At 42.1% G+C, this 22,053-nt stretch carries 12 protein-coding genes; 1 reads left to right on the plus strand and 11 read right to left on the minus strand.

Translation table 11 applies throughout. The features are described 5' to 3' along the window. Positions 1-293: 293 nt before the first annotated feature. The 7 genes from GO816_RS11820 to GO816_RS11850 form a co-directional block, all read right to left on the minus strand. A complete protein-coding gene (locus GO816_RS11820) occupies positions 294-2,762 on the minus strand; it encodes an adenylate/guanylate cyclase domain-containing protein (RefSeq protein WP_157542137.1) in 2,469 nt (822 codons plus the stop codon). A gap of 246 nt (positions 2,763-3,008) precedes the next feature. After that, entirely contained in the window at positions 3,009-5,042 is a 2,034-nt protein-coding gene (locus tag GO816_RS11825; protein ID WP_157542138.1) for a polysaccharide lyase family 8 super-sandwich domain-containing protein, read from the minus strand. An 11-nt stretch (positions 5,043-5,053) separates the two neighbouring features. Further along, the gene (locus tag GO816_RS11830) at positions 5,054-6,439 is read right to left on the minus strand and encodes a Gfo/Idh/MocA family protein (protein ID WP_157542139.1); all 1,386 of its coding nucleotides are present in this window, start codon (positions 6,437-6,439) and stop codon (positions 5,054-5,056) included. Between the two features lie 21 nt (positions 6,440-6,460). Next, positions 6,461-8,710, minus strand: a complete 2,250-nt coding sequence (locus tag GO816_RS11835; RefSeq protein ID WP_157542140.1) for an alpha-N-acetylglucosaminidase — start codon at positions 8,708-8,710, stop codon at positions 6,461-6,463. Then, on the minus strand, positions 8,710-9,519 hold the full coding sequence (locus tag GO816_RS11840; protein ID WP_198171505.1) for an endonuclease/exonuclease/phosphatase family protein: 810 nt from the start codon (positions 9,517-9,519) through the stop codon (positions 8,710-8,712). The genes GO816_RS11835 and GO816_RS11840 overlap by 1 nt, the downstream gene beginning before the upstream one ends. A 13-nt stretch (positions 9,520-9,532) precedes the next feature. Continuing rightward, positions 9,533-11,179, minus strand: a complete 1,647-nt coding sequence (locus GO816_RS11845) for a RagB/SusD family nutrient uptake outer membrane protein (protein ID WP_157542142.1) — start codon at positions 11,177-11,179, stop codon at positions 9,533-9,535. A gap of 31 nt (positions 11,180-11,210) precedes the next feature. Continuing rightward, positions 11,211-14,312, minus strand: a complete 3,102-nt coding sequence (locus GO816_RS11850; protein WP_157542143.1) for a SusC/RagA family TonB-linked outer membrane protein — start codon at positions 14,310-14,312, stop codon at positions 11,211-11,213. A 218-nt stretch (positions 14,313-14,530) separates the two neighbouring features. Here GO816_RS11850 and GO816_RS11855 point away from each other — a divergent pair, with 218 nt between their 5' ends. Beyond that, the gene (locus tag GO816_RS11855) at positions 14,531-15,808 is read left to right on the plus strand and encodes an ROK family protein (protein WP_157542144.1); all 1,278 of its coding nucleotides are present in this window, start codon (positions 14,531-14,533) and stop codon (positions 15,806-15,808) included. Between the two features lie 205 nt (positions 15,809-16,013). Here GO816_RS11855 and GO816_RS11860 read toward each other — a convergent pair whose 3' ends face one another. From GO816_RS11860 to GO816_RS11875, 4 genes are all read right to left on the minus strand, one after another. Further along, complete coding sequence (locus GO816_RS11860; RefSeq protein ID WP_157542145.1) at positions 16,014-16,673, minus strand: hypothetical protein; 660 nt, start codon at positions 16,671-16,673, stop codon at positions 16,014-16,016. 329 nt (positions 16,674-17,002) lie between these two features. Then, positions 17,003-19,282: a GH92 family glycosyl hydrolase gene (locus GO816_RS11865; RefSeq protein WP_157542146.1), complete on the minus strand. Its 2,280-nt coding sequence runs from the start codon at positions 19,280-19,282 to the stop codon at positions 17,003-17,005. Positions 19,283-19,323: 41 nt separating this feature from the next. Then, complete coding sequence (locus tag GO816_RS11870) at positions 19,324-20,058, minus strand: copper homeostasis protein CutC (protein ID WP_157542147.1); 735 nt, start codon at positions 20,056-20,058, stop codon at positions 19,324-19,326. 87 nt (positions 20,059-20,145) lie between these two features. Then, positions 20,146-22,050 carry a SusD/RagB family nutrient-binding outer membrane lipoprotein gene (locus GO816_RS11875; protein WP_157542148.1) on the minus strand — a complete coding sequence of 635 codons (1,905 nt, stop codon included), beginning with the start codon at positions 22,048-22,050 and terminating at the stop codon, positions 20,146-20,148. Between the last annotated feature and the right edge of the window lie 3 nt (positions 22,051-22,053).

Raw genomic sequence — 22,053 nt, forward strand, 5'->3', positions numbered from 1 at the left:
TTATCGTTCAAAGTAAAAATTAAAAATCATCAGCTGACAGATTGTTAATGAACGACTGTTAATATTACCGGTGTATAGCCATAAAATTAACTTAGGACAATTTATTCCCAAGTGATACCGGCAAAAATGTCTTAAACGTTAAGACTAAATACTGACTGAACATAACACTTTGTGCTAAATCACTATCAATTAGGTTCAGCACCATGTTGAGTGTTTTATTTAAAGTTCGTCCTTTTGCAAGAGTGGTTAAATTTTGATTATCCGTTTAATAACTATTCTTTCATAAGTAGAAATTATTCAAATGTAACTGCGTCAAACACAAATGATGAATTGGCCGCCAAATCACCATCGAAAACCTCAGATTGATCTAAAAAATACATGTCAAGTGATCCCTTGTTTTTCGCCTCAATTTTGCCACGGTAGGTAAACGTAAAGCTATCTCTAACAAGCTTATAAGTTGTCTCAGATAAGTTAATTTTGCCCGGCATAGAGTTTTGTTCCATGCGTGCCGCAGTATTGACAGTATCGCCCCAAATGTCGTAGGCAAATTTCTTTACCCCAACAATACCGGCAACTACGCTGCCGGAATGAATTCCAATGCGGATATCAAACGTTTTGTCGCCTAAACTTGCTTTACGCTGGCGTACAAAAGCTGCAATCTCGAGGGCAGCCCTTACAACGTTCTGTGCATGCAGATTATCGGGGCTTGGCAGGCCGCCCACAGCCAAGTATGCATCACCAATAGTCTTTATCTTCTCAATACTATGATTGGAAACAGTTTTATCAAAAGCCATAAAGCAAAAGTGTAACTCTGCTACCAACTCCTCAGGGGTAAGTTGCTGGCTTACGGTAGTAAAGTTTACAAAATCGGTAAACAGAACAGTTACCTCATCAAACAGGCGGGCATTTGCACTTCCCTTCTCTTTTAACTCTTCTGCTACGTCTGCAGGAAGAATATTAAGCAACAGATTTTCTGAGCGTTGTTGTTCAAACGAAATCCTTGCATTCGCTTCGCTGATTTCCGCATTTGCTTTAGTAAGTAACCTGTTTGACCGGCGCTGGTTTATATAGCTTTTACCAATGACCAAAGAAAGCAAAATAAGGCCACCAATACCAGCCATAAATAGTTTGCCTTTGGTTTGTTGTGCGCTTAGTTCGCTTTTTTGTAGTAGCACCCTTGTTTCGCTTAACTTTTGAGCCTGCCGCGCAGTACTTAATTCCTGTTCTCTGGCTTTGCGCTTTCCCTGCTCCAGCTCTAAAAAAGCTTGTGTTTTCAGATAGTTCAATTTCTGAAGATCCTTTTCCTTGCTAACCAAAGAAAGCTTTTGCCTGTTAAGCAATAAGGCTTGTTGCTGTTGAGTTGCAATAAGTGTTTGGCGGTCCAGTTTGGCTTTCGCTATTTGCTGCTGCAATTTTAAAGAATCTTCGGTATGGAAATGTTTTGATTCGGCAACTATCTTAATGTACTCCTTGTTATTGTTAACGCGGGCCAAGCTATCCTTTATAGATACATAGCGACTAAAAGCAGCGTAAGCCCTGGGATAGTCTTTCATTTTTTCAAAAGTCATGCTCAACTCCTGATAAGCTTCCTGATAAAAGTAAGGAGTTGCCTCCTTAGTGTTAGCCGCTAATCGCATTGACTCTTCAAGATTATATAATGCGAGTGAATACCGACGGGCAGGGTCAACTCCGGCTTCGGCAAGAACACCATCGGGCGCTTCACGATATATACTGCCGAGTGTCCCTAAAACGCCAATGTTTTTGCTAGGAAGCGCTTTTTTTAAATAAGTTAAAGCGTTAGTATAATCTTTCTTGGCGTAATAAATCCATGCAATAGTATTATATCGGTTGTCCAATTGTTCCTTTGTCGCATCATTTGCCGACAATTTTAAAGCCTCAAGACTTTCTTCCAAAGCTCGGTTATAATTTTTTTGTTGATAATGCAGGAGAGAAATCTGATCAAGTAATAACAGCGTGCTTTTTGTGTCTCCGATTTTTTTTACCGTTCGTAAAGCTTCCGTATAATAAGTAAGGGCACGCAAGGTATCGCCTGTGGCCTGATAGACCGATGCAAGACTTTGATTTAAGCCTGCTGATGAATTATCATCAGGCAGATTACGGCTGAGGGCAACTGCCTGCTGGTAATACTGCATTGCCGTTTTCAAATCTCTTTTGAGTGACAAATACAGGCCACCAATATTTTGATTGATCCGCCGCATAAAGCTGCGATCGTTTACTTTAGTAAAACCTGCTAACGCTGCAGCATAATACCGGATAGCCAACGTGTCTCCTTTTGAATAATATGTAGAGCCGATATAAAAATTAACCATTGCTGTGCTTTTTGTAGATAAATTAGGCAATTTGTATGCCTTCATATAACAACGTTGAGCACGTATATAATCAGCTTCCAGGTAATAATCATACCCTGCTGACAAAAAGAATTTACAGCGCAGATCAATATCAGCTATAGCTTGCGAACGGGAGAGATACCGTTCTACCGCGGGGTAATCCTTATTGGCAAAGCTTAGCGATCGCATGGCCTCATAAGTAAGATAAATATATTTTGAAATGCGCAACTTCTCAGCAAGTGCAATACCCTGATGGTAATAATGGCCGGCGTTTGGCAAATTTAACCTTTTATAATTATTACCAATGCGTACCAAAAGCACCACTTTGGCAGTGTCTTCCTTACTGATTTGTAGCTGGCTTAGCAAAGAATCAATACGCGCCTGACCTATTTTTTGTGCGTATGAAAAATTCATAGCGGCTACAAAAAATATCAATAGTAACTTTAGGGAAAGAAAATTGCGATTTAACAAGGTGCAGAGATTAAATTACCCCAATATAGGTATTTAACCTCTAAAATGATTAACCTATTTAATTAATATGCAATATCAACTGAATCTGTGTAAGGTTGACTTTTGTCACGTAAATCATGAAGGATATTCAATTGATGTGCACGATTGGCTTTACCTTCAAAAAATTAAACATCATTGTTTAAATCTTGACTAATTTAAGTTGGCTGTTCCAGTTGTGCCATTATCAGGCAGTTGTAAGCTGACTCTCCTATTACCGTAATTAATTTGGAGAGTTCCTCCGGTGTGCGTTGGGTCGCTTGCATAAAATTGACGATTGTTTATCATCACCAAGCAGGGCTTACTTACCTCTAACATTTGCACGGTATTAATTTTAACTGCTGATGCCTTGTAAAAAGCCGCCATCACTAAACCATCACTAAATTGTATTATCTGGCAATCGGCATTGTTGGCAATGATTTTAAATGCTTTTTCAAACTCTTTGCTTTTGCTTAATGTTTTTGCATTTTCACAATAGCCTACCGCAAACGCAGTATTTACAGATTTAGCCGGGGCATGCACAATTTTGGCCAGCATAGTGCTGTCGGTAACTTTCGCATCACTCGCCCCACCATCTATACGTTTCCATGATCCGGTTACCTCCCCTTGCTTTAAATACAACTGCGTAGGTTGTGCAAAATAGTAAGCTAATTTGTTGTGATGCAGCAATTTGGCACCATTGTGATAGCCGCTACGCTGATATAACGGTTGTTTTGAATTGTTCATATAAACCTTGCTTTGCAATCGTGATTGATCGACAACGGTAAAAATAGTGTCTGTAACGTTAGTCCGGTCGACCTCGGCAATCAATGACACCACCAGTCCCTGATGGAAGGCCCAAAACTTTCTTGCTTCAAGCTTTTGACTTTCTGCTTTATTTTTAATGGCAAAATCCATTGCCGAAAACCCCGAAGTTGATGAGCCCACACTGCCATTAAATTTTTTTCGTTCAATTACAGCTGCTCCCTTTAAGGTTGTAATACCCGGTATAGCCGTCCAGTCCCAAACAGGCATAAGGTTAAAATACTCGTTGCCGGTACGCACGTAGTACATATCTCCGCCCCCCAATAATCCTCCCAACAAATTTTCGTTATTGATAGATTCGGTTGGATAGGTACGGGTCGATAAAGTTTTTAGGAAGGCGCTGAATTTTGGCTGATGATACACAGCAAAATCAGAATAAGGAAAATACCGGAAACCGTTTAACGTTAACTTTCCTTGCTGATGCTGCTCCAACTCATGTATGCCAACCGACTGAGGAAAAAGTTGCTTTAAAAACGGCAGCCATGGTTGTATATCGGCATTGCGAAGCTCATTTTTGCGCACAACTGCCCGGTCAATAGTTCCGGGTACGGTGATAGTGTGGCGCGCCATCCATTGCCAGCCGTTTATAGCGAACTGCTTTAAAATTTCGAGCTTATCAGCCGGATAGGCCATGTCCGTTTCCATGAATTGCCACGCCAGCCTTATGGATTCGAAAAACATGGCCCTACCATATTCATATATTTGCAGACGTGCATAATGCTGGTGAAAGCTAAAATCGGGCTGTATGCCATCACCAGTGGTAATTTTTACTTCATTAACTATCAAATCGCGACTGCGCTTCATCAACTCATAATTGCCGGTTAATGCCGCGCGGTGCAAAACCAGGTCGGCGCACCAAATCATGTTGCCACCGGTTGCATCTTCATGCAATTTGGTTTGGGCAAGTACGGTCAATGCGTCGTTATAGAGCGCTGGCTGTAACTTACCTCGCGTAAGCACAATAATGTTTCGCATTAATTGCGGAACACCAACCTCGTTATGCCACCAGTTTGGATTAATGTATTTATGGTCGGTCCAGTTTTGTAGAGCTTGGCTGAGGTTTGCCCACAAAACTCCATTGCGGTATAAGGTTGATGCCGGATTAGCCCAAGCTAAAACCATATCATTAACGCGGCGTAAATGTGTAAGCGTTTTCCATTGTCCACGCTCTCTGTCGGCGTAATCAACATCAGGCCACTGTCCGTTTACAAGCTTTGGCCAGCTAGCTATTATATTAGGCAAACCCGCTACCTTATTGTTTGATGTGCTGAGTAAATACCGGCCGTAACGGTTAAGAATAGTATCAGCCTCTTGTGCAGTTGATTTAGAAGCGATTACACAGAACAACACGATAAGTGCAAGGAGCTGGCCTTTTTTATACATAAAAAACAAGTCTACAATTTGATATCCATTACATTCCCCGACTTGCGGCTTGCCTCGGCCATAAAGCCCATTACATGGCTTTCTATCGATTCATCAATAGTTGATGTAAGAAGTGCAGCGTTTTGCTGTGAAACGGCCTGTACAAAGTCACGTGCCAAGAGATGATCGCCACCGCCGTGACCGCTGTTTTTGTATTCTTCAACATCCTCGGCAACGGGTTTAAATTTGGTTGCTTTGCGGGTACGGAAATCATTTACCACCAGTTCGGTCATATCGCCAACCATATCACCCATTGATCCCATTATCCGGGTGCGCCTGTCATGATAGGATGTAAATGCCTCCATCGAAAAATTAGCGGTAACCTGATCTTCAAACTGAATACTGGTAATGTAATGATCGGGCTGATCATTATCCATTTTATACACACAGCGACCGTAGTTACTGGTTTTGAGTTTTTCTAACACAGCCGTTTTCTTGTCTGTTACGTTAGCCGGAATATCTAATACTGATATACGCGAACCACGCTCTGCATACTCTTTAATGGCCGAGTAAGGACAATCACGCTCAACGGCGCACTCTACACAGCGAGTACCACTGTTGGCGGGAGCATTTTGCTTTTTAAACCATTTTAAATCGCCCATGGCCACTATGCTCTTACTTTTCTTATTGATTACCCATTTCATAATATCTAAATCATGGCACGACTTAGCTAAAATAATAGGTGTTGTTTGTTTCGAATTGTGCCAGTTACCCCGCACGTACGAGTGCGCCATGTGCGTATGCTCAATAGGTTCAAAATGCTGTATGCTGATGACTTCACCAATGGCACCTTTCGCTATTAATTCTTTCATTTTTACAAAATATGGAGCATAGCGTAAAACATGGCATACGGCAACAATGCGTCCCGTTTTTTTAGCCATTGCCAATATATCGCGGCATTCCTTTTCGGTTGGGGCTATAGGTTTTTCAAGCAACACATCGTAACCCATTTCAAGCGCTTTCATGCAGGGGCCGTAGTGCAGGTTATCGGGCGTTGATATAATTACCGCATCGGCAAACTTAGGTCGCTTGAAAACATCCTCCCAGGTATTAAAGCGGTTTTCGGCGCTTATTTTATGCCTGGCTGCATACTTATCGTTTCGGAAGACATTTGGTTCCGCGACGCCAACAACCTGCATTTCATTTGGAAATTTTGCTGCAAAATTGCCGTAAACACTGCCGCGGTTGCCCGCACCAAGGGTTATTGCAGTAACAGCCTTTGCCATTGGCGCATGTAACGGATTGTTGGCTATTTGATATTCATACTCGTTTTCAGATATGCGTGCAAGCAGGTCGGAATTAATTACGGTTGCCCCTACCGTAAGTGATAATGATTGTAATAAACGTCGACGGTTCATAACTGTAAAGTTTGTTTTTAATTAGTTAGGAAGTTTTTGTGTGGCAAAATCATGTGCCATGCTGTTATAATATTTATTAAACATACTTTGAGATACCTGGAGAGCATTTCCGCTGGCCTTTTCAGTGTAGGTTTCGTTGCTATTCACCCACTTCCATTCCCAGTTTTTTATACTTTCGTCAAAGGCATCCTGATTAAGCTCTTTGTTTTCGGCCAGTAATTTCTCAAGGTGAGCAAAGTAGTTTTCCCAACGCGGCTTGTAATAGCCTTTAAGTAACCCTGCCCACTGTTTGCAGGCGTACTCGCGCAGGGTGCTGTTTTTATCGCCCCAAAGCGTTATAAGGTTACGGGCGTTTTTTTCGTAAAGCTGTCTCTCGTCTGCTGTAGTACCCCATCTTTTGGCATCATTAAGCCATTTACCCAATAAAAAATCTTTTCGGGTAAGCAGTAAGGCGTCCATATCCTCAATAAGTTCAATAAAGACACGGCTACTTCTTTTAAAGGCAGGCATGTTTTTGGCGTTATAATCGGCCACGGCTTTCTGCTGTAAGTAGCTTGCGTAATTAGCCATAAGCTGGCGCGTCAGGTCGACCATATCATATTCATACCCGTCATAGCCTTTCAGCAATTCAGCCTCTCCCTGCAACAGCTTCCACGCCTTTAATAGCTCCGTATTGCTATAAGGGAAACGCGTAGTTACACCTCTGGTATTGCGCTTAAGTGTGGGCCGTGCACAAACAATTGATTCCGGACCACCATTGGTTAAGGTATCATTATAAACGGTACGCCGTAAAATTTGCCAGGCTTTGAGCGCACTATCGGTTACTTTGCCGTAACGCCGCTTAACATAACCGGTAAGCCATTCATCTACGTTGATGGGCTCATTGCGCCAGGTGTTATCGGTCATGAGCTCATACATTACCGGGTTTTGTTCTATGCCCTCCGGGGTTAGGCCAATACCAATCATGTTACCAGCTTTGGGGTTTGTTAAAGCTCTAGCAGGCTCAGTGGCAACCACGTCCATTACGCCCTGTAAGGATATGTTACCGCCAAAATTGCTTAACATGTTCCATAACCAGGGTTTGCCATAATAGCTTTGGGTTTGCTGCCAAAGCGGGTGCCGTTCGCTCCACAAATCAAGCACCATCATTTTATCATTAGGCACAGCGTTCAGTAGCGCCTTTATTTGTTTGGTTTGCCAAAACTTGGCCGAAAAATGGAACAGCCAGCCCTGCATTACCCATACGGCTTTAGGGTCGGCTCCGGCCATGGACTCGTATACCTTTTTGCTGATATTGTTTAAGTACAAGGAATCATTTGAAGGCGGGCGATTCTCGTTAAAGGTATCGGCCGAATAATAATGATTGGTACCATAAGCTTTGGTTTGCTCCTGAATAAATGCCCGGCCAATTTGTGCAAACATGGGGTCATCGGGCGAAAGCAGGTACACATCAGGAAACTTGCCATTCCAGCTTGTTACATTAAGTTTGGCATTTGGGAACTTGTTTTTAAACGACGGCGGCACATGCCCGGTAAAGGCAGGCAGTATAGGGGTCATACCTAATGACCGCTCACGAGCAAGTATTTTCTTCTGTAACTCCTCATGACGCTTCATCCAGTCTAATGGCAACGGACCGCCCCAGCCATCAAGGTTACCCATCCAAAACCAGCTAAAATAAGCAGGGCCACTAAAAAAGCTTGCAAGCTCCTTATCACTAAAACCGAGGTTATTATAAACCCTTTTATGGATGATGTTTTGCCCTGTTACCGCCAGCGGTATATTAATACCGTTCATGGCCATCCAGTCAATCTCCCATTCCCAACGTTTCCAATCCCACCAGCTCATGGTATAATTGAAAGTACAGTAATTAAGGTAATAGCGATGGTTGTAGGGCGTGTTTTTTATGATTTTAGATTTGACGACAGGTAGCGGCAAGCTTAGCTTGGTGTTTGAACCATTCCAGGTGATTTGGCAGTTAGCCACATTTTTAAGATAGTAGTTAAATGCGCTGGCCACGGCAACCGGCGTATTTCCACGCAATACTATTTTGCTTCCACGGCTTTCAATCTCAAACACATCTTTGCTGTTATGTGGCGCAATGTGCTCAACCACAAAATGTGACGAGTATCCTGGCAGCATGCGCTCAATTAAATTTAACGACGCCTGCGGATTAAAGCCACTATGGCCCAACGTTGGTTGGGCCTTAAGTGCGTTTGCACAAACGGCAAACAGCAAAAATGTAATTTGGATAATTAAACGTTTTACTTTCATCAATTACCTTTAAGTTTTAGTACCGATACTATAGGCAAATGGTCTGATGCATACCTTTCAGGGATTACCTGATGAGAGATTACTTCAAACGAATTGCCTTTGCCGTATGCTATAAAATCAATAGTGCTGCGCGGGTTAATAACCGGTATGGTAAATTCACAATTACTGCAGGTACGGGTAAAAGCTTCGTCCATAATTTTTACAGGGTCGCTGCCTGGTTTTGCATTCCAGTCGCCGGCAATAATAAATGGCATATTATCACTTTTACCAATTTCAGCTATTTCCCTGGTTTGCAGCAAGCGGTTGGTTTCATCGCGCTGGGCATCAAGGTGGGTGCAGCCAAATTTTACGCGTTTGCCGTTAGGTAAAACCAGTATGGTTGTTGCTAGTACGCGGGGTTCGCTCTTAGTTTCTGGTTTGGTGGTAAGGCGTATAATTTTACTGTCCTGCATCTTAAACTTTGATAGTATTGCAACGCCATAGTCGCCTTCATCATGATCAATTGCTTTGGCAAAAAATACGTTCATCTTTAGCTTAGCCGCCAGTTGTTTTGCCTGGTCAACTTTGCCGTTGCGTTTAGTGTTTACGTCAACTTCCTGCAGGGCTACCACGTCGGGGTTTTCTTTGGCAATTGCATTAACAATTGCATCCAAATCAATAAAATCCGGTTTAGATGGAGGATTACAATGATGAATATTATACGACATCACCTTTATTTGCGCACTTTGCGCCAAACCGGTGATCTTTTTAGAGCATGCTGCCAAAAACAGCATGCTCCAGATGATTAATAAAAACCTTAAATCTTTCATTTGCTTTAACAATTTACCAACCAGGATTTTGACCAAGTTCAGGGTTACGCTGCAACTGAATAAGCGGCACCGGCCAGCGGTAATGCTTAGGATCGACAAACTGACGACCTGTTTGCACGACGATGTAGCCATTGGCATCGGCAGTAATGTTGCTTACCTGCGCAACAGGGGCAAGCGACTTTTTAACGCCTTTAACATCCTGAGCCAACAATGCGCCCTGCTTCCAACGCATCATATCAAACCAGCGCTGACCTTCGCGGGCAAGCTCAACGCGGCGCTCACGGCGTATCTCGGTACGTACATCAAGCCCATTGGCGGCAAGTTCGGTAAGTACCATACGTTTCATGCCCACCCTATCGCGCAGTTTGTTGATAGTAAGATCAATATCGGCCTGAGTTAAGGTTCCTTGCTCAAGTTTAGCTTCAGCGTAAGTTAGGAGCACCTCGGCCAAGCGCAGGATGTGAATATCGTTTTCATCGCGCGATACTAAGCCAACAGCGCTTACCTGCACATATTTGGTAAAGTAGTAACCGGTAATGGTTACACAGCCTTGCCTATCTAACACAAACTTTGGCGCTGTAAAAATACCTGTATTAGGTTGTGAAACACTTCCGTCTCTACGGCCACCCCACGCAGCACCTGGTGCCAAAATAGTCATGCGCATACGTGGATCGCGGTTTTGCCAAAGACTGGCATAAGAAGCCTCACTATAAAGCGGTGATTTGTCAATAGGCAAACCATCGGTACACAGGTAAGCATCAACCAATGATTTAGTTGGGTTGTAACGTGAGCTTTGATCGGGCACCTGTGTTTCGCGGCTAATGTTATGCATGCTCACATCAATTAGGTGCGTGCGGGCCATAATGGTTTCCTTATTGGCACCGGCCGACAATTTACCGGCATAGGTAAACAGGTTGTAATAATCTTCGTTAGGTTTACCTGTTGAGTAAAGCGAATACACCCCAAGATCCATTACAGCCTTGGCTGATTTTTCAGCTTCGGCCCAGCGGCCATCGTATAATGCAACTCTTGCCCTTAAAGCCAAAGCAGCGCCTTTGCTTAAACGGCCTAAAGCCGTACCAGTTTGAATAGCAGGCTGCATCATATCAGCTGCTTCTTGCAGATCCTGCAACATAAAATCTATAACCTCTTTTCTTGGGTTACGAGGACCATAAAGTTCATCAATATTCAAAGACTTGGTAACAAGTGGCACGTCGCCAAAAAAGCTCACCAAATGGAAATACATATAAGCCCTAATGGTCTTAGCTTCGCCAGCCATTTGGTTTTTAACCGCTTCAGAAACGGTAGTTGCTTTTTGATAGTTTTCTAAAAATACGTTACACTGGCGTATACCTGAGTATTGCGAATTCCACTCCGAGTCTAACGTACCTAATTCAACGTTGTAGTTACCACTACTTAATATACGGTAGTTATCGGTTGTGGTTGAGTTAATACTGTTATCACCAAGCTGATCCATGGCCACGGTATTGGCTGCTTTAACGTTGGCGTATAATCCATTTAAGCCAAGTTGAAGCTGCTCACGCGTAGTCCAGAATGTTTCGCTTGATACTTCATCGAGTGGAACCCGTTCCAGGAAGTTTTTTTGGCATGATGCTGTACTTAAAAGAGCCAGCATACATAAATAAGTAATTCTTTTCATCTTAATATTCAGATTATCTTATTGTCAGTTCTTATTTAAAGCTAAGGTTTAAGCCGAAAACGATGGTTTTAGGCACCGGGTAAAATCCGCCGGCTGTAACTGGGGTTTCAGGATCATAGCCGTAAAAAAAGTTGGTTGCAGTAAATAGGTTATCAGCCGAGGCATAAACCCTTAAGCGGCTAACCCTAATTTTTTCGGTAAACGATTTTGGCAGCGTGTAACCCAGTTGTATATTTTTAACACGGAAGTACGAAGCATCTTCGAGCCATTTGGTTGATAGACGCTGATTGTAAGAAAACCCATATGCCAAACGTGGATAGCTGGCACCGGTGTTAGTTGGTGTCCAACGGTCTAAATGAAATTCCTGCGGGCTCGATGCATCATTAATAAAGGCATGTCGTGCAGCACCGTTAACGTAGCCGCTAGCCTTACCCACACCCTGTAAGAAAATGGTAAGATCAAAGCTTTTGTAGCCAAAATTACCGGTAAAAGCATATGTGTAACGTGGTATAGGATTACCTATGACTTGCCTGTCGCCATCGGCTGTAATTTTACCATCGCCGTTTAAATCCTTATAGATTACATCGCCCGGACGCATTGGGAAACTTGAGTCAAAGGGAAAGTTAGGCGTGTAGCGGGTTGCAATTGGATTGTTAGGATTAACAGTAAAATCCGATTCCTGCGCTAACCTGTCGGCAACGTAGCCATAAAAAGAGTCGATTGGTTGGTTGAGTATTCTAACCTGATCGCCAAAGGTTGGGATAGTTCCACCAAGACTTACAACCTTATTTTTAACATCTGACAAGTTAGCTGATAAATTGTAAGTAAAATCGTCAATTTTATCACGATAGGTTAAAGAGAGTTCCCAGCCTTTATTCTGCACTTTTCCCGCATTTTGTTGTGGGAACGCTCCACCTAAAACACCTGGAAGTGGCACTGGTAGCAAAATACCATTTGTATTGTTGATATAATAATCAGCAGTAACTCCTAAACGACCGTTCAACATACTTAAATCAATACCTATATCTTGCTTGGTTCCAGCCTCCCACCTAAGCAACGGATTGGCTATACGAGATTCGCGAAAGCCTGATGTAATGGTATTGCCTATAGGCATGGTTGCTACTGCAGAGTAAGTTTTCATATAGGACGAACTTGAAATATTATCATTGCCCTGGCTACCATAAGATACCCTGATCTTACCTATATCAATTATTTTTCTTAACGGTGCAAAAAACGATTCTTCGGAAAATACCCATCCGGCAGATGCAGAAAGGAAGTTATCCCACCTCAATTCTTTGATGAATTTTGATGAAGCATCGAACCTAAAGTTACCTTCGAACAGGTAACGCTGATTGAAGGAATAATTCACCCGCCCAAATACCGATTGTAATGCATCCTGATCGGCCGATCCATTATTAAACTGATTATCAGCACTGCCCAATGAAAGGTTTGCCACATCCTGGGTTGGGAAATAAGTACGGTAAGCATCAAAGTTTTTATTAATATCTTCTTCGCGCTGAACACCAACAAAAGCCTTTACATAGTGCTTTTTAACAAATGTTTTCTCATACTCTGCCCTGGCGTTAACCATTTGATATGTCCGGGTATAATCGGCGTTTGAAAATCTGTTAGGGAAGTTAGTTTGATAAATCACCTGGTCGGTAACCGGACTTACATAATCAATGGTTTTAGTGAAAATTTCCCTTAACGAATTGCTTCTTACTAAACCGTATTGCGCACGCAGCCTGAAGTCTTTGGTGATGTGTAGAGCTGTTTGAATATTAGCTGTAATTTCCTGCGAACTGAAATCATTATAACCACCATCGGTAACAACTGCCAGAGGATTTCTCGATCCGCCGCCATAACCCCAGCTACCGTTAGTAAAACGCACAGGCACCAGCGGCGATATATATTGCGCTACAGATAGCGGCCCGGCACCTGCACCAGTTGATTCATTTGACTCAGAATAAGCGCGGTCGATATAACCGATACTTGCATCAATGTCTAACCTATCGAAAAGGGTTGAAGTAACTCTAGTACGGATGGTATGACGTTTTGCACCATATACATCGCCGGTGATAAAGCCACCTTCTTTTAAATACCCGTAAGACAGGTAGTAGTTGGTTTTATTTGATCCACCCGAAAGATTTAAGTTATGGTTTTGCTGAGGTGCGTTGTTCTTAAAAATTTCGTTTATCCAATCAGTATTAGCAAAAAAGTTAGGATCGGAACCGTTGCGAGCGATCTCTATTTGCTCGGGTGTGTAGGTCGGGTTTAGACCTGCATTCACACGGGCTTCGTTCAGCAATTCCATATATTGCGGCGACCCTAGGTATTTTGGAAGCGCTGTAGGCTTTTGAAAGCCAAAGTAATTGTTATAGCTTAATGTAGGCTCAGCATTTTTAGCTCCCTTTTTCGTGGTTATCAAAATTACACCATTTGAGCCCCTAACACCATATATAGAAGCAGAAGCTGCATCTTTTAACACCGACACGCTTTCAATATCTTCGGGGTTAAGTATGTTAATGTCGCCAGCTTGCACACCGTCAATCACTAACAGCGGGTTTGCATTGCCTAATGTTCCTATGCCACGTATACGTATAGTACCCCCGTTATTACCCGGCAAACCACGTTGCACGTTTACGGTAACACCAGGCATTTGGCCTTGCAGAGCCGAACCAACCGACGTTACGGGCCGGCGGCTAAGTTCCGATCCAGCTACCTGGCTTACTGCTCCGGTTAAATCTACTTTTCTTTGGGTACCGTAACCTACAACCACTACGTCATTAAGGTTGGTTTGGGTTGGCGCAAGGGTAATATTAAAATCTGTTTGACTACCGGCAACAACAGTTGTTTCTTGATAACCTACTGAGCGGATTGATAATTGCTCGCCCTGTTGAACCTGTAAAGTAAACTTTCCGTTTACATCAGTAGCAGTACCTTTTTTGGATGCCGATGCTGAAATGATAACACCGGGCAAAGCTTCTTTGCTTTTTTCATCACGTACGGTACCTGAAACTATCACTGTGTTTTGTGCCAATGCATGGCCAAGTGCTGTCACTAAAACTAAGAGAGAAAGACACCACCCTTTTACATGTTTTTTTAAGAGAGACCTGTGTAGTAGTTTTTTCATTATTAAATTATGAAGTTGAGGATTTGTCAGAGCCGGCTTTCATAATTTTATCATTCTATACAAACAGAAGGCATCGATTATTAAAGCGATGCAAGGTTCAAATCTTTGATTAACTATATGTTAATTGTATTTTATTTTAATAAACATTATCAACTTTCATAATTTTTTAACAAAAGTTTAAAGGGATTACATTTATTTCGGGAAAATTCTAACCATAAATGCAGAATACCTATCCAGAAAAATTGGAAGCTATACAACCCAAAAAACTGAGTAACGTTGAACGTAAGAGGCACTTGCAAAAGGTAAAACTGATGCAACACCTGTTTAGAAGCGGCCCGACAGCCGTTGCCGATATTGCCAATGGGCTCAATACCAGTTTGCCAACCTGCCAGACACTCATTAATGAGTTGATCACCGATTGTTTTTTGGAGCGCTCAGGCAAAGGCGAGTCAATTGGTGGGCGCAAGCCCGATCTTTTCGGTTTGAAGGACAGCTGTTTTTATATCCTGTGCTTCAATATGGAGCGCTTTGCTACCGAGGTTGCTATTACTGACAATAATGGAAATATTATATCAGTTCGAAAATACGATGTTGCTATAAGCGATAATTTGGAGGCGCTAGACATATTGTATGATATTGCACAAAAGCAAATAAACGAGTCGGGTATCGACACTAAAAAGCTTATTGGAGTTGGCTTTGCTATGCCGGGCCTGATCAATTGGCAAACGGGCAACAATCAAACCTACCTTACAACCACAAACGGACAAAGCCTTCACACTTACCTCGAAGAAAAATTTAGCCTTCCGGTAAGCATTCAAAACGACGTAAAGTGCGCGGCTACTGCCGAATTAAATTACGGCCTTGCTAAAGGAATAAATGATGTTTTGGTAGTGCTAATGGATTGGGGCATTGGCTTAGGCATAGTGATGGATGGACAAATGCGTAAAGGCAGCCAAGGGTTTTCGGGCGAAATAGGCCACATACCTTTTGTTGAAAACGGAGCTTTATGCTACTGCGGCAAACGGGGCTGTTTGGAAACGGTAGCATCAGGCATTGCGCTAACAAGGTTAGCCAAAGAAGGAATGGAAGCAGGCCAATATACACTGCTTAATGAACTTTGCCAAAACGGTTTTGATAATCTTGAACCAAGTTTAATAATTACAGCCGCTAACAAAGGCGATGAATTTGCCATAAAGTTACTGTCAGACATTGGGCATAACTTAGGCAAAGGAATTGCTACACTTATTCAGCTCTTTAACCCACAAACGATAATATTGGGTGGAAAAATGGCCGAAGCCAAGCAATACATCACTATACCTATTATTCAATCCATCAATACTTACAGCATGACGCAGATTAGAGAAACCTCCAATGTGGTATTATCTACCCTCGGTTCAAAGTCTGCTATTTTGGGTATTAAAAATATGGTTATCGAGAATCTTTTTGAGCGCGAAACGTGTAAGGCTGACGGTGACTATAAAACTCTGTTTGCTTAATTAAATTTGAAATATCCACGGTTGTTAGTCATGCAAGTTCACTCGAGGTTGTGATCGACTTACCTTCAAAATTTGACTGGTGTAACGTTGAAGTAATGTAAAGGCTTTATTGTGAACTTCTCTTTAAAGCCAAATATTTGAATATTGATGATTGATTAGGCACTCGAAATAGCTTAGCTAAGCGTTGAAGAATAAGTTTACACACTTATTTTGTTCTACCACCCTTCTTCAATCCGTCTAAAATTACGCTTGAGTAATTAGTATCGCCAACAATAGGCAAATCAATAGTACAATTACTTAAGTCGGCGCTCCACTTTACTACAGGCTGTCCGCTTTTGTTAAGTGTATTAACAATTATAGAAAGTTTACTTGCTTTAGGTCTCCATCCTAACGCAACACCAACGCCCCTTTCAGGATTTAAAAATTCGCCAATGGTAGTCAGGGTGGTCATGCTAAGTTCGTAGCTGTTATCAGTTAACTTAGTATTGCGTGCGTTCAAAGTAATATGCAACTTGCCCGCAACCTCAGCAATTTCTTTAGCACATGCTGCTTTTTGTTCAGCTGTTGTATTTACGGCAGTTTTTTCTGCAGAATTCAGAATCTCGGTTCCGTAAACTTTATCGTAATACTTACCTAAGTAAGAACTTAGATAAGAGAATGTTGAAATGTCAAAAGAGCGCTTATCAGATAAAATTCTAGCAAACATTTCTGCCGGACCATTTAGCGTAACACTCTTTTCAATAATTTTTGCCCTGGCCCAGCTATGATTTTGCTCCAGGGTTTTAACAACATCGGCAGATGTTTGGGCCTGTGTATAAGTTGAGCTTGCTATAAAGAATATTGCACAAAAGAAAAGTAGTCTCATTTCTTCATTTATTAGTTGATGCTACTTAATACAAGTTTGCAAACTTAAGGTTTGTAACAGTAGCGTATTTCTTTCTCCGATGCTTTGGTAACCGGCTTTATTATTTCTATTTAATAAATTAAGTTATTACAATTATGCGTTAAGGAGCTGGCGACGATGTTGTTCTGTTGTTTAAATTGATTGCTAAACAACTTGCAGGCATGACTAGTTAATTTGACCTATTCCTCCTTACGCCGAGAGGGACAACTAAAAAGTTATCCCTTTCAAAAAAGTAAGTAACACGACTACTTATCTTAACACTTGAACGACAGCCTTGTCATATAAAATCTTTAATGCTTCTCAGAGTACGGTCGGTTTTGCGGTAGTTTACCCCAATTTAAATTTGGCTTGTCCCCCATTTCAAAAATCAATTTGCCGCCTTGCATTAAATTGGCGTGTGAGATGTAAGATTTAGTATAGTTTTTGCCGTTTAGTGTTATACGCTGTATGTAAATATTTTTATCGCCATTGTTTTTGGTTATAAAATGCATTTGTTTGTTACCGGGCAGCTTTATGATGGCTTCATCAAACAAAGGGCTGCCAAATACATAGGTGCCATTAGCCGGGTTTACAGGGTATAAACCTAATGATGAAAAAATGTACCATGCCGACATCTGTCCTACATCTTCGTTACCAATAATGCCATCCGTTTTATCGGTATAGAAGTTCTTTAAAATGTATCTAACCTTTTCGGCTGTTTTCCATGGCTGACCAGCGTAAGCATACAAATAAGTAATGTGGTGACTTGGCTCATTACCATGAGCGTACTGACCGATCAGGCCGGAAATGTCGGGCGAGCCTTCTTCGCCTAAGCTGCCCTTAACGGTAAACAAGGAATCCAGTTTATTAATAAAAGATTTTTCACCGCCCTGTAACGCTATCAAACCTTCAACATCTTGTGGTACTAACCAGCTATATTGCCAACCGTTGCCTTCTGTGTAATCATCCTTACGGTGCCTCGACTCGAAAGGACTAAATGGACTACGCCATGTACTTTCAGAAAGTCGTCCCCGCATAAAATGCGTTTGCTTATCAAAATAGTTCTGGTAATTCTTTCCGCGCTTACTGAAATATTGATAGTCGGCCGCGTTACCTAACTTTTTTGCCATTTGTGCAATGGACCAGTCGGCAAGGCTATACTCCAGCCCCATCGCTACCGATTCTATTAAACTATCTGCTGGTATATAACCACGTTCTTTAACAAACTTCAAACCCGATGCATTTTGCATAGCAGATGCTTTTACGGCCTCGTACGCTAACTTTTTATCAAAGCCGCTGAAACCTTTCAAAAATGCGTCTGCTACAATTGGAACCGCGCTGTAACCCACCATTGTATTGGTTTCGTTGCCCATTAAATGCCACACAGGCAATTTCCCTTGCTGTTTATAAATGGCCAGCATAGAATTAACCATATCGTTCACCCGCTCAGGCTGCAAAATGGTATACAACGGGTTAGCAGCGCGGTAGGTATCCCATAAGGAAAAGGTAGTAAGGTTAGTAAAACCTGGTGAAAGATATACTTTTTTATCAGTACCACGATAGTCGCCGTTATTATCGTTAAATATTGATGGCGCTATCATGGTATGATAGAAAGCGGTATAAAAAATTCGTTTGTTAGTTTCACTGGATGTTTGGAGCTGTACTTTTTGTAGCTCTTTGTTCCAGGCGGCATCAGCTGCACTAACGGTGTTGTTGAAATTCCAGCCTGGTAGCTCCAATTTAATATTGGCCATAGCATTGGCTTCGCTCACCGGCGATATACCAACTTTAACCAGCACCTTTTCGCCTGCTTGGGTACCGAAGCTTATGACACCTTTAACTTTCTTCCCCTCATATGTTTTGCTTGCTTTGACCATTGTGCTGTCATATATGGCAAATGTTTTAATGGGTTTGGAAAACACAGCAGTAAAGAAAACACGCTGATCATTTGCCCAGCCTTTGGAGAAACGATAACCAGCTATAGTGCTATCATTAATTTGATGGACAGATGTCTTTACAGGTGCATCCCAAGCTATCCCCTCTTGTAAATCAATAATTATATTTGACTGGCTTGACTTTGGAAAAGTGTACTCATGAAATCCTACCCTTTGAGTTGCCGTTAAACGCACGCCAATATTATAACGTTTGAGCAACACCGCATAATACCCCGGACGCACCGTTTCCTGCTGATGGCTAAAGGCAGACACATAACCATTTTGCATGTTTTTAATGCTTCCCTTCATGGTTTTGATCGGTCCGGTGGTTGGCATTAAAGATATATCTCCCAAATCTCCAATACCGGTTCCGCTTAAATGGGTATGCTGAAAACCCACAATGGTAGAATCGGAAATATGGTAACCAGAACACCAATCCCATCCCTGCGAAATGTTAGTTGGCCCTAATTGCACTGCGCCGAATGGTACGTTAGCACCAAGAAAAACATGTCCATGAAGCCCGGTGCCAATATAAGGATCAACGTACTGCGTAAGGCTTGTTTGTTTTTGTTTTGACTTTTTCTGTTGAGCCTGGCTGGTTTGCAAAGCCCCTATTGATAAGGTTAATAGTAAAAACCCACTTAAATTTCTTCTCATAAATTATATGCAGATGTCGCTTTAATTTTATAAAGGCTTGATTAATTAAAACTTCTGGCAATACTAACAAGTGCTTTTACTGTTTTCAGGTCGGTTTGCTCATAAAAAAATTCATCTTTTTCGCTACCTGTTTTTACATCCCTAAACAGCATTTTACCTTCCATTATTACTTTTGCCGTGGTATGATATTCTTGAGCACCGGTAAGTTGAATAAGCTCAGCCAAATTACTGGCACGAACACCTGCACCGGGCATAATGCTTATACGGCCATTAGCTTGCTTCACTAAATTTGAAATTAAAGGAGCGCCTGTTAAGGCGTCCTCCTCAAGTCCCGATGTTAATATGCGTTCAAAACCCAAATCAATAATATCCTCTAATGCAGCTAATGGATTTTTACAGCGATCAAACGCCCGGTGAAATGTTAGACCCATATCACCAGCGGCTTCTTTTAATTGCAGGCATCGTTCTTGGTCGATTTGCCCATCACTTGTTAAAAGCCCGAAAACCACTCCGTCGCATCCAATATCACGGCAGCACATAATGTCTTGCCGCATTATTTCAAACTCCAGGTCCGAATATAAAAAGTCGCCGCCCCTTGGTCGTATAATTACATACAGTTTTATGTCAAGCAGTTTACGGGCCATTGCTATCTGCGCGTAAGAAGGCGTGGTTCCACCTTCTTTAAGGTTATCACAGAGCTCCACCCGGTAAGCACCGCCCTGCTGCGCAATCAGCGCAGAATCTAAAGAACCAGCACATATTTCAATTTTGGCCATACAGTTTTATAATCTTCAAAAAAATCCATGTACTAAAATAAAAGCGGCTATTCGCCGCTTTTATTGCATGTGGTGACTGATATAACATTATTGCTTTTTGGCCCAGTAAAGTGGCGTCAAAGTACCATCGGCTCCGTTTAAAAATCCAACGGCTTGGTTATATCCATTTTTGTTGGAGTTTTGCAAACTTGATGGATACCTTAAGCGCTGAGGAAAGAACTTTACACTGCTGGTCATGTAGTTTGCAGGGGTTAAAGCCGGTAAAGTTTGTGCAGGCGTTTCAATAGCCGGGTTTTCAAAAAATGGCAACCCTAATCTCCGCTGATCGTTCCAGGCTTCCAACGGTAGCCATGGAGTTTGAGCAATAAACTTTTGAGTTATAATTTTAGTTAAACGATCATTTTTAACTGTACCGTTTTTATAGAGTTCATTTTTAGGGTAACTTAAAGTTACAACGCCTTCCGCACCGGTGTACCCATTCTGGTATCTTTTTGTATAAGTAGCCGGAGGTTCAGTAATATGATCCCAGCTTACCGATGTACCTACACGGTTGTAGTCTTGCGAAGCCAAATATGTACCTAAATATTGATTTAAACCCCAATACTCGAAGCTTGACGCCACACCGGCTTCATAAGCAGCTTTTCCATTCATTGGCGTTGTCCAGCCACGTTCCGCAGCTTCTGCCAGAAGGAAATACGTTTCCCAAGGTGCAAAAAATACACGTTTACTACGGCTGGTTCTGAATTGATTACTTAAACGCGGCATAGTACCTTCATAAGTAAGCACCTGGTTACGCGCTCCTTTAGTACCCCAGTTACCAGCTGTGCGGGCATTCCAGGTGTATTTAGCATCAATTTCCTTTACAACGCCACCCGCATCATCTATTAAATTACGTTTGGTTGTTGTTGCGGCCGTACCACTATTGGTAAAGTTTGGATTGGTAATGTCTCCCGGTATTATAAATGTTTTATAAGCTCTGGGGTCAATAGTAAATGGCAAGCCATCAAACCAGTAGCCAGCCGACGGATCGTTGGTTAAAGTGGTGAAATGGTTTTCGTAACGTTGTCCCATCCAATCGGCTGATTTTATTTTAGATTGAAATTCGGCACCAAGCTGGTCCTGAGATTTGATACTGCCCAAACCAGAGTACAGATTATTAAGCGTGGCCGATATAGGTTGCGTGTTCCAAGGACGGCTCATCACCCCGGTTAAAGGGCTCCAACCGTCAAGTTCCTGAACCTGAAACGTTTCATCAGTTTTGGTAATGATGTCATTAAGCGAAGCTGCGGCTGCCTCAAACTCGGTTTTAGCAGTTGTTGCATCTACTTCCGAGAGGCGCATGGCAAAGCGCATGCGTAATGAGTTACCAAACTTTTTCCATTTGGTGTAATTGTAACCGTAAGCAGGGTCTTGTCGCTCAAGCCCGGCCACGTTAGTTACCGATAAGTTAAGTTTGGCATTTGCATCCTTTAATTCGGCTAAAATATATGCATAAACTGTTTTCACGTCCGAAAAATCAGGATTTTTACCCTGAAAGCCGTTAACTGGTATAGGCCCGAAATTATCCGACATTTCGCTCATCAAGTAAGCTCTCCAAATGCGTGCTACCTGTACCAGGTTGTTATCGTAAGGCCTTTCCAAACCTGCGGCTTTCTTATCAGCAGCTATAGTTATTGCTGTATTAGCGCTGTTTAACCATCCTGCAACTTGGTTGTAATAAGCACTGGTCCAACCATCATCATAGTTAGCAAGTGCAAATGTGGTATTGCTGTGCTGATGCCCGGCGGTTTTCCAGTAGAGTACAAATGAACGTTCTGCAACATCAGGGTTCATTTGCGCTTCAATAATAGAGCTGTTTATAAAATATTCTATTTGAACCTGTTCGCCGGTGGCAGAAAATTGATCTGTATTAACATCGTCGAATTTCTTACAAGAGCCTGCCAGTAATGCAGCTGTAAGCAATATATATGATTTACTTTTAAAGCTTTTCATGAT

It is taken from the genome of Mucilaginibacter aquatilis (genome assembly GCF_009755275.1).
Taxonomy (GTDB): domain Bacteria; phylum Bacteroidota; class Bacteroidia; order Sphingobacteriales; family Sphingobacteriaceae; genus Mucilaginibacter; species Mucilaginibacter aquatilis.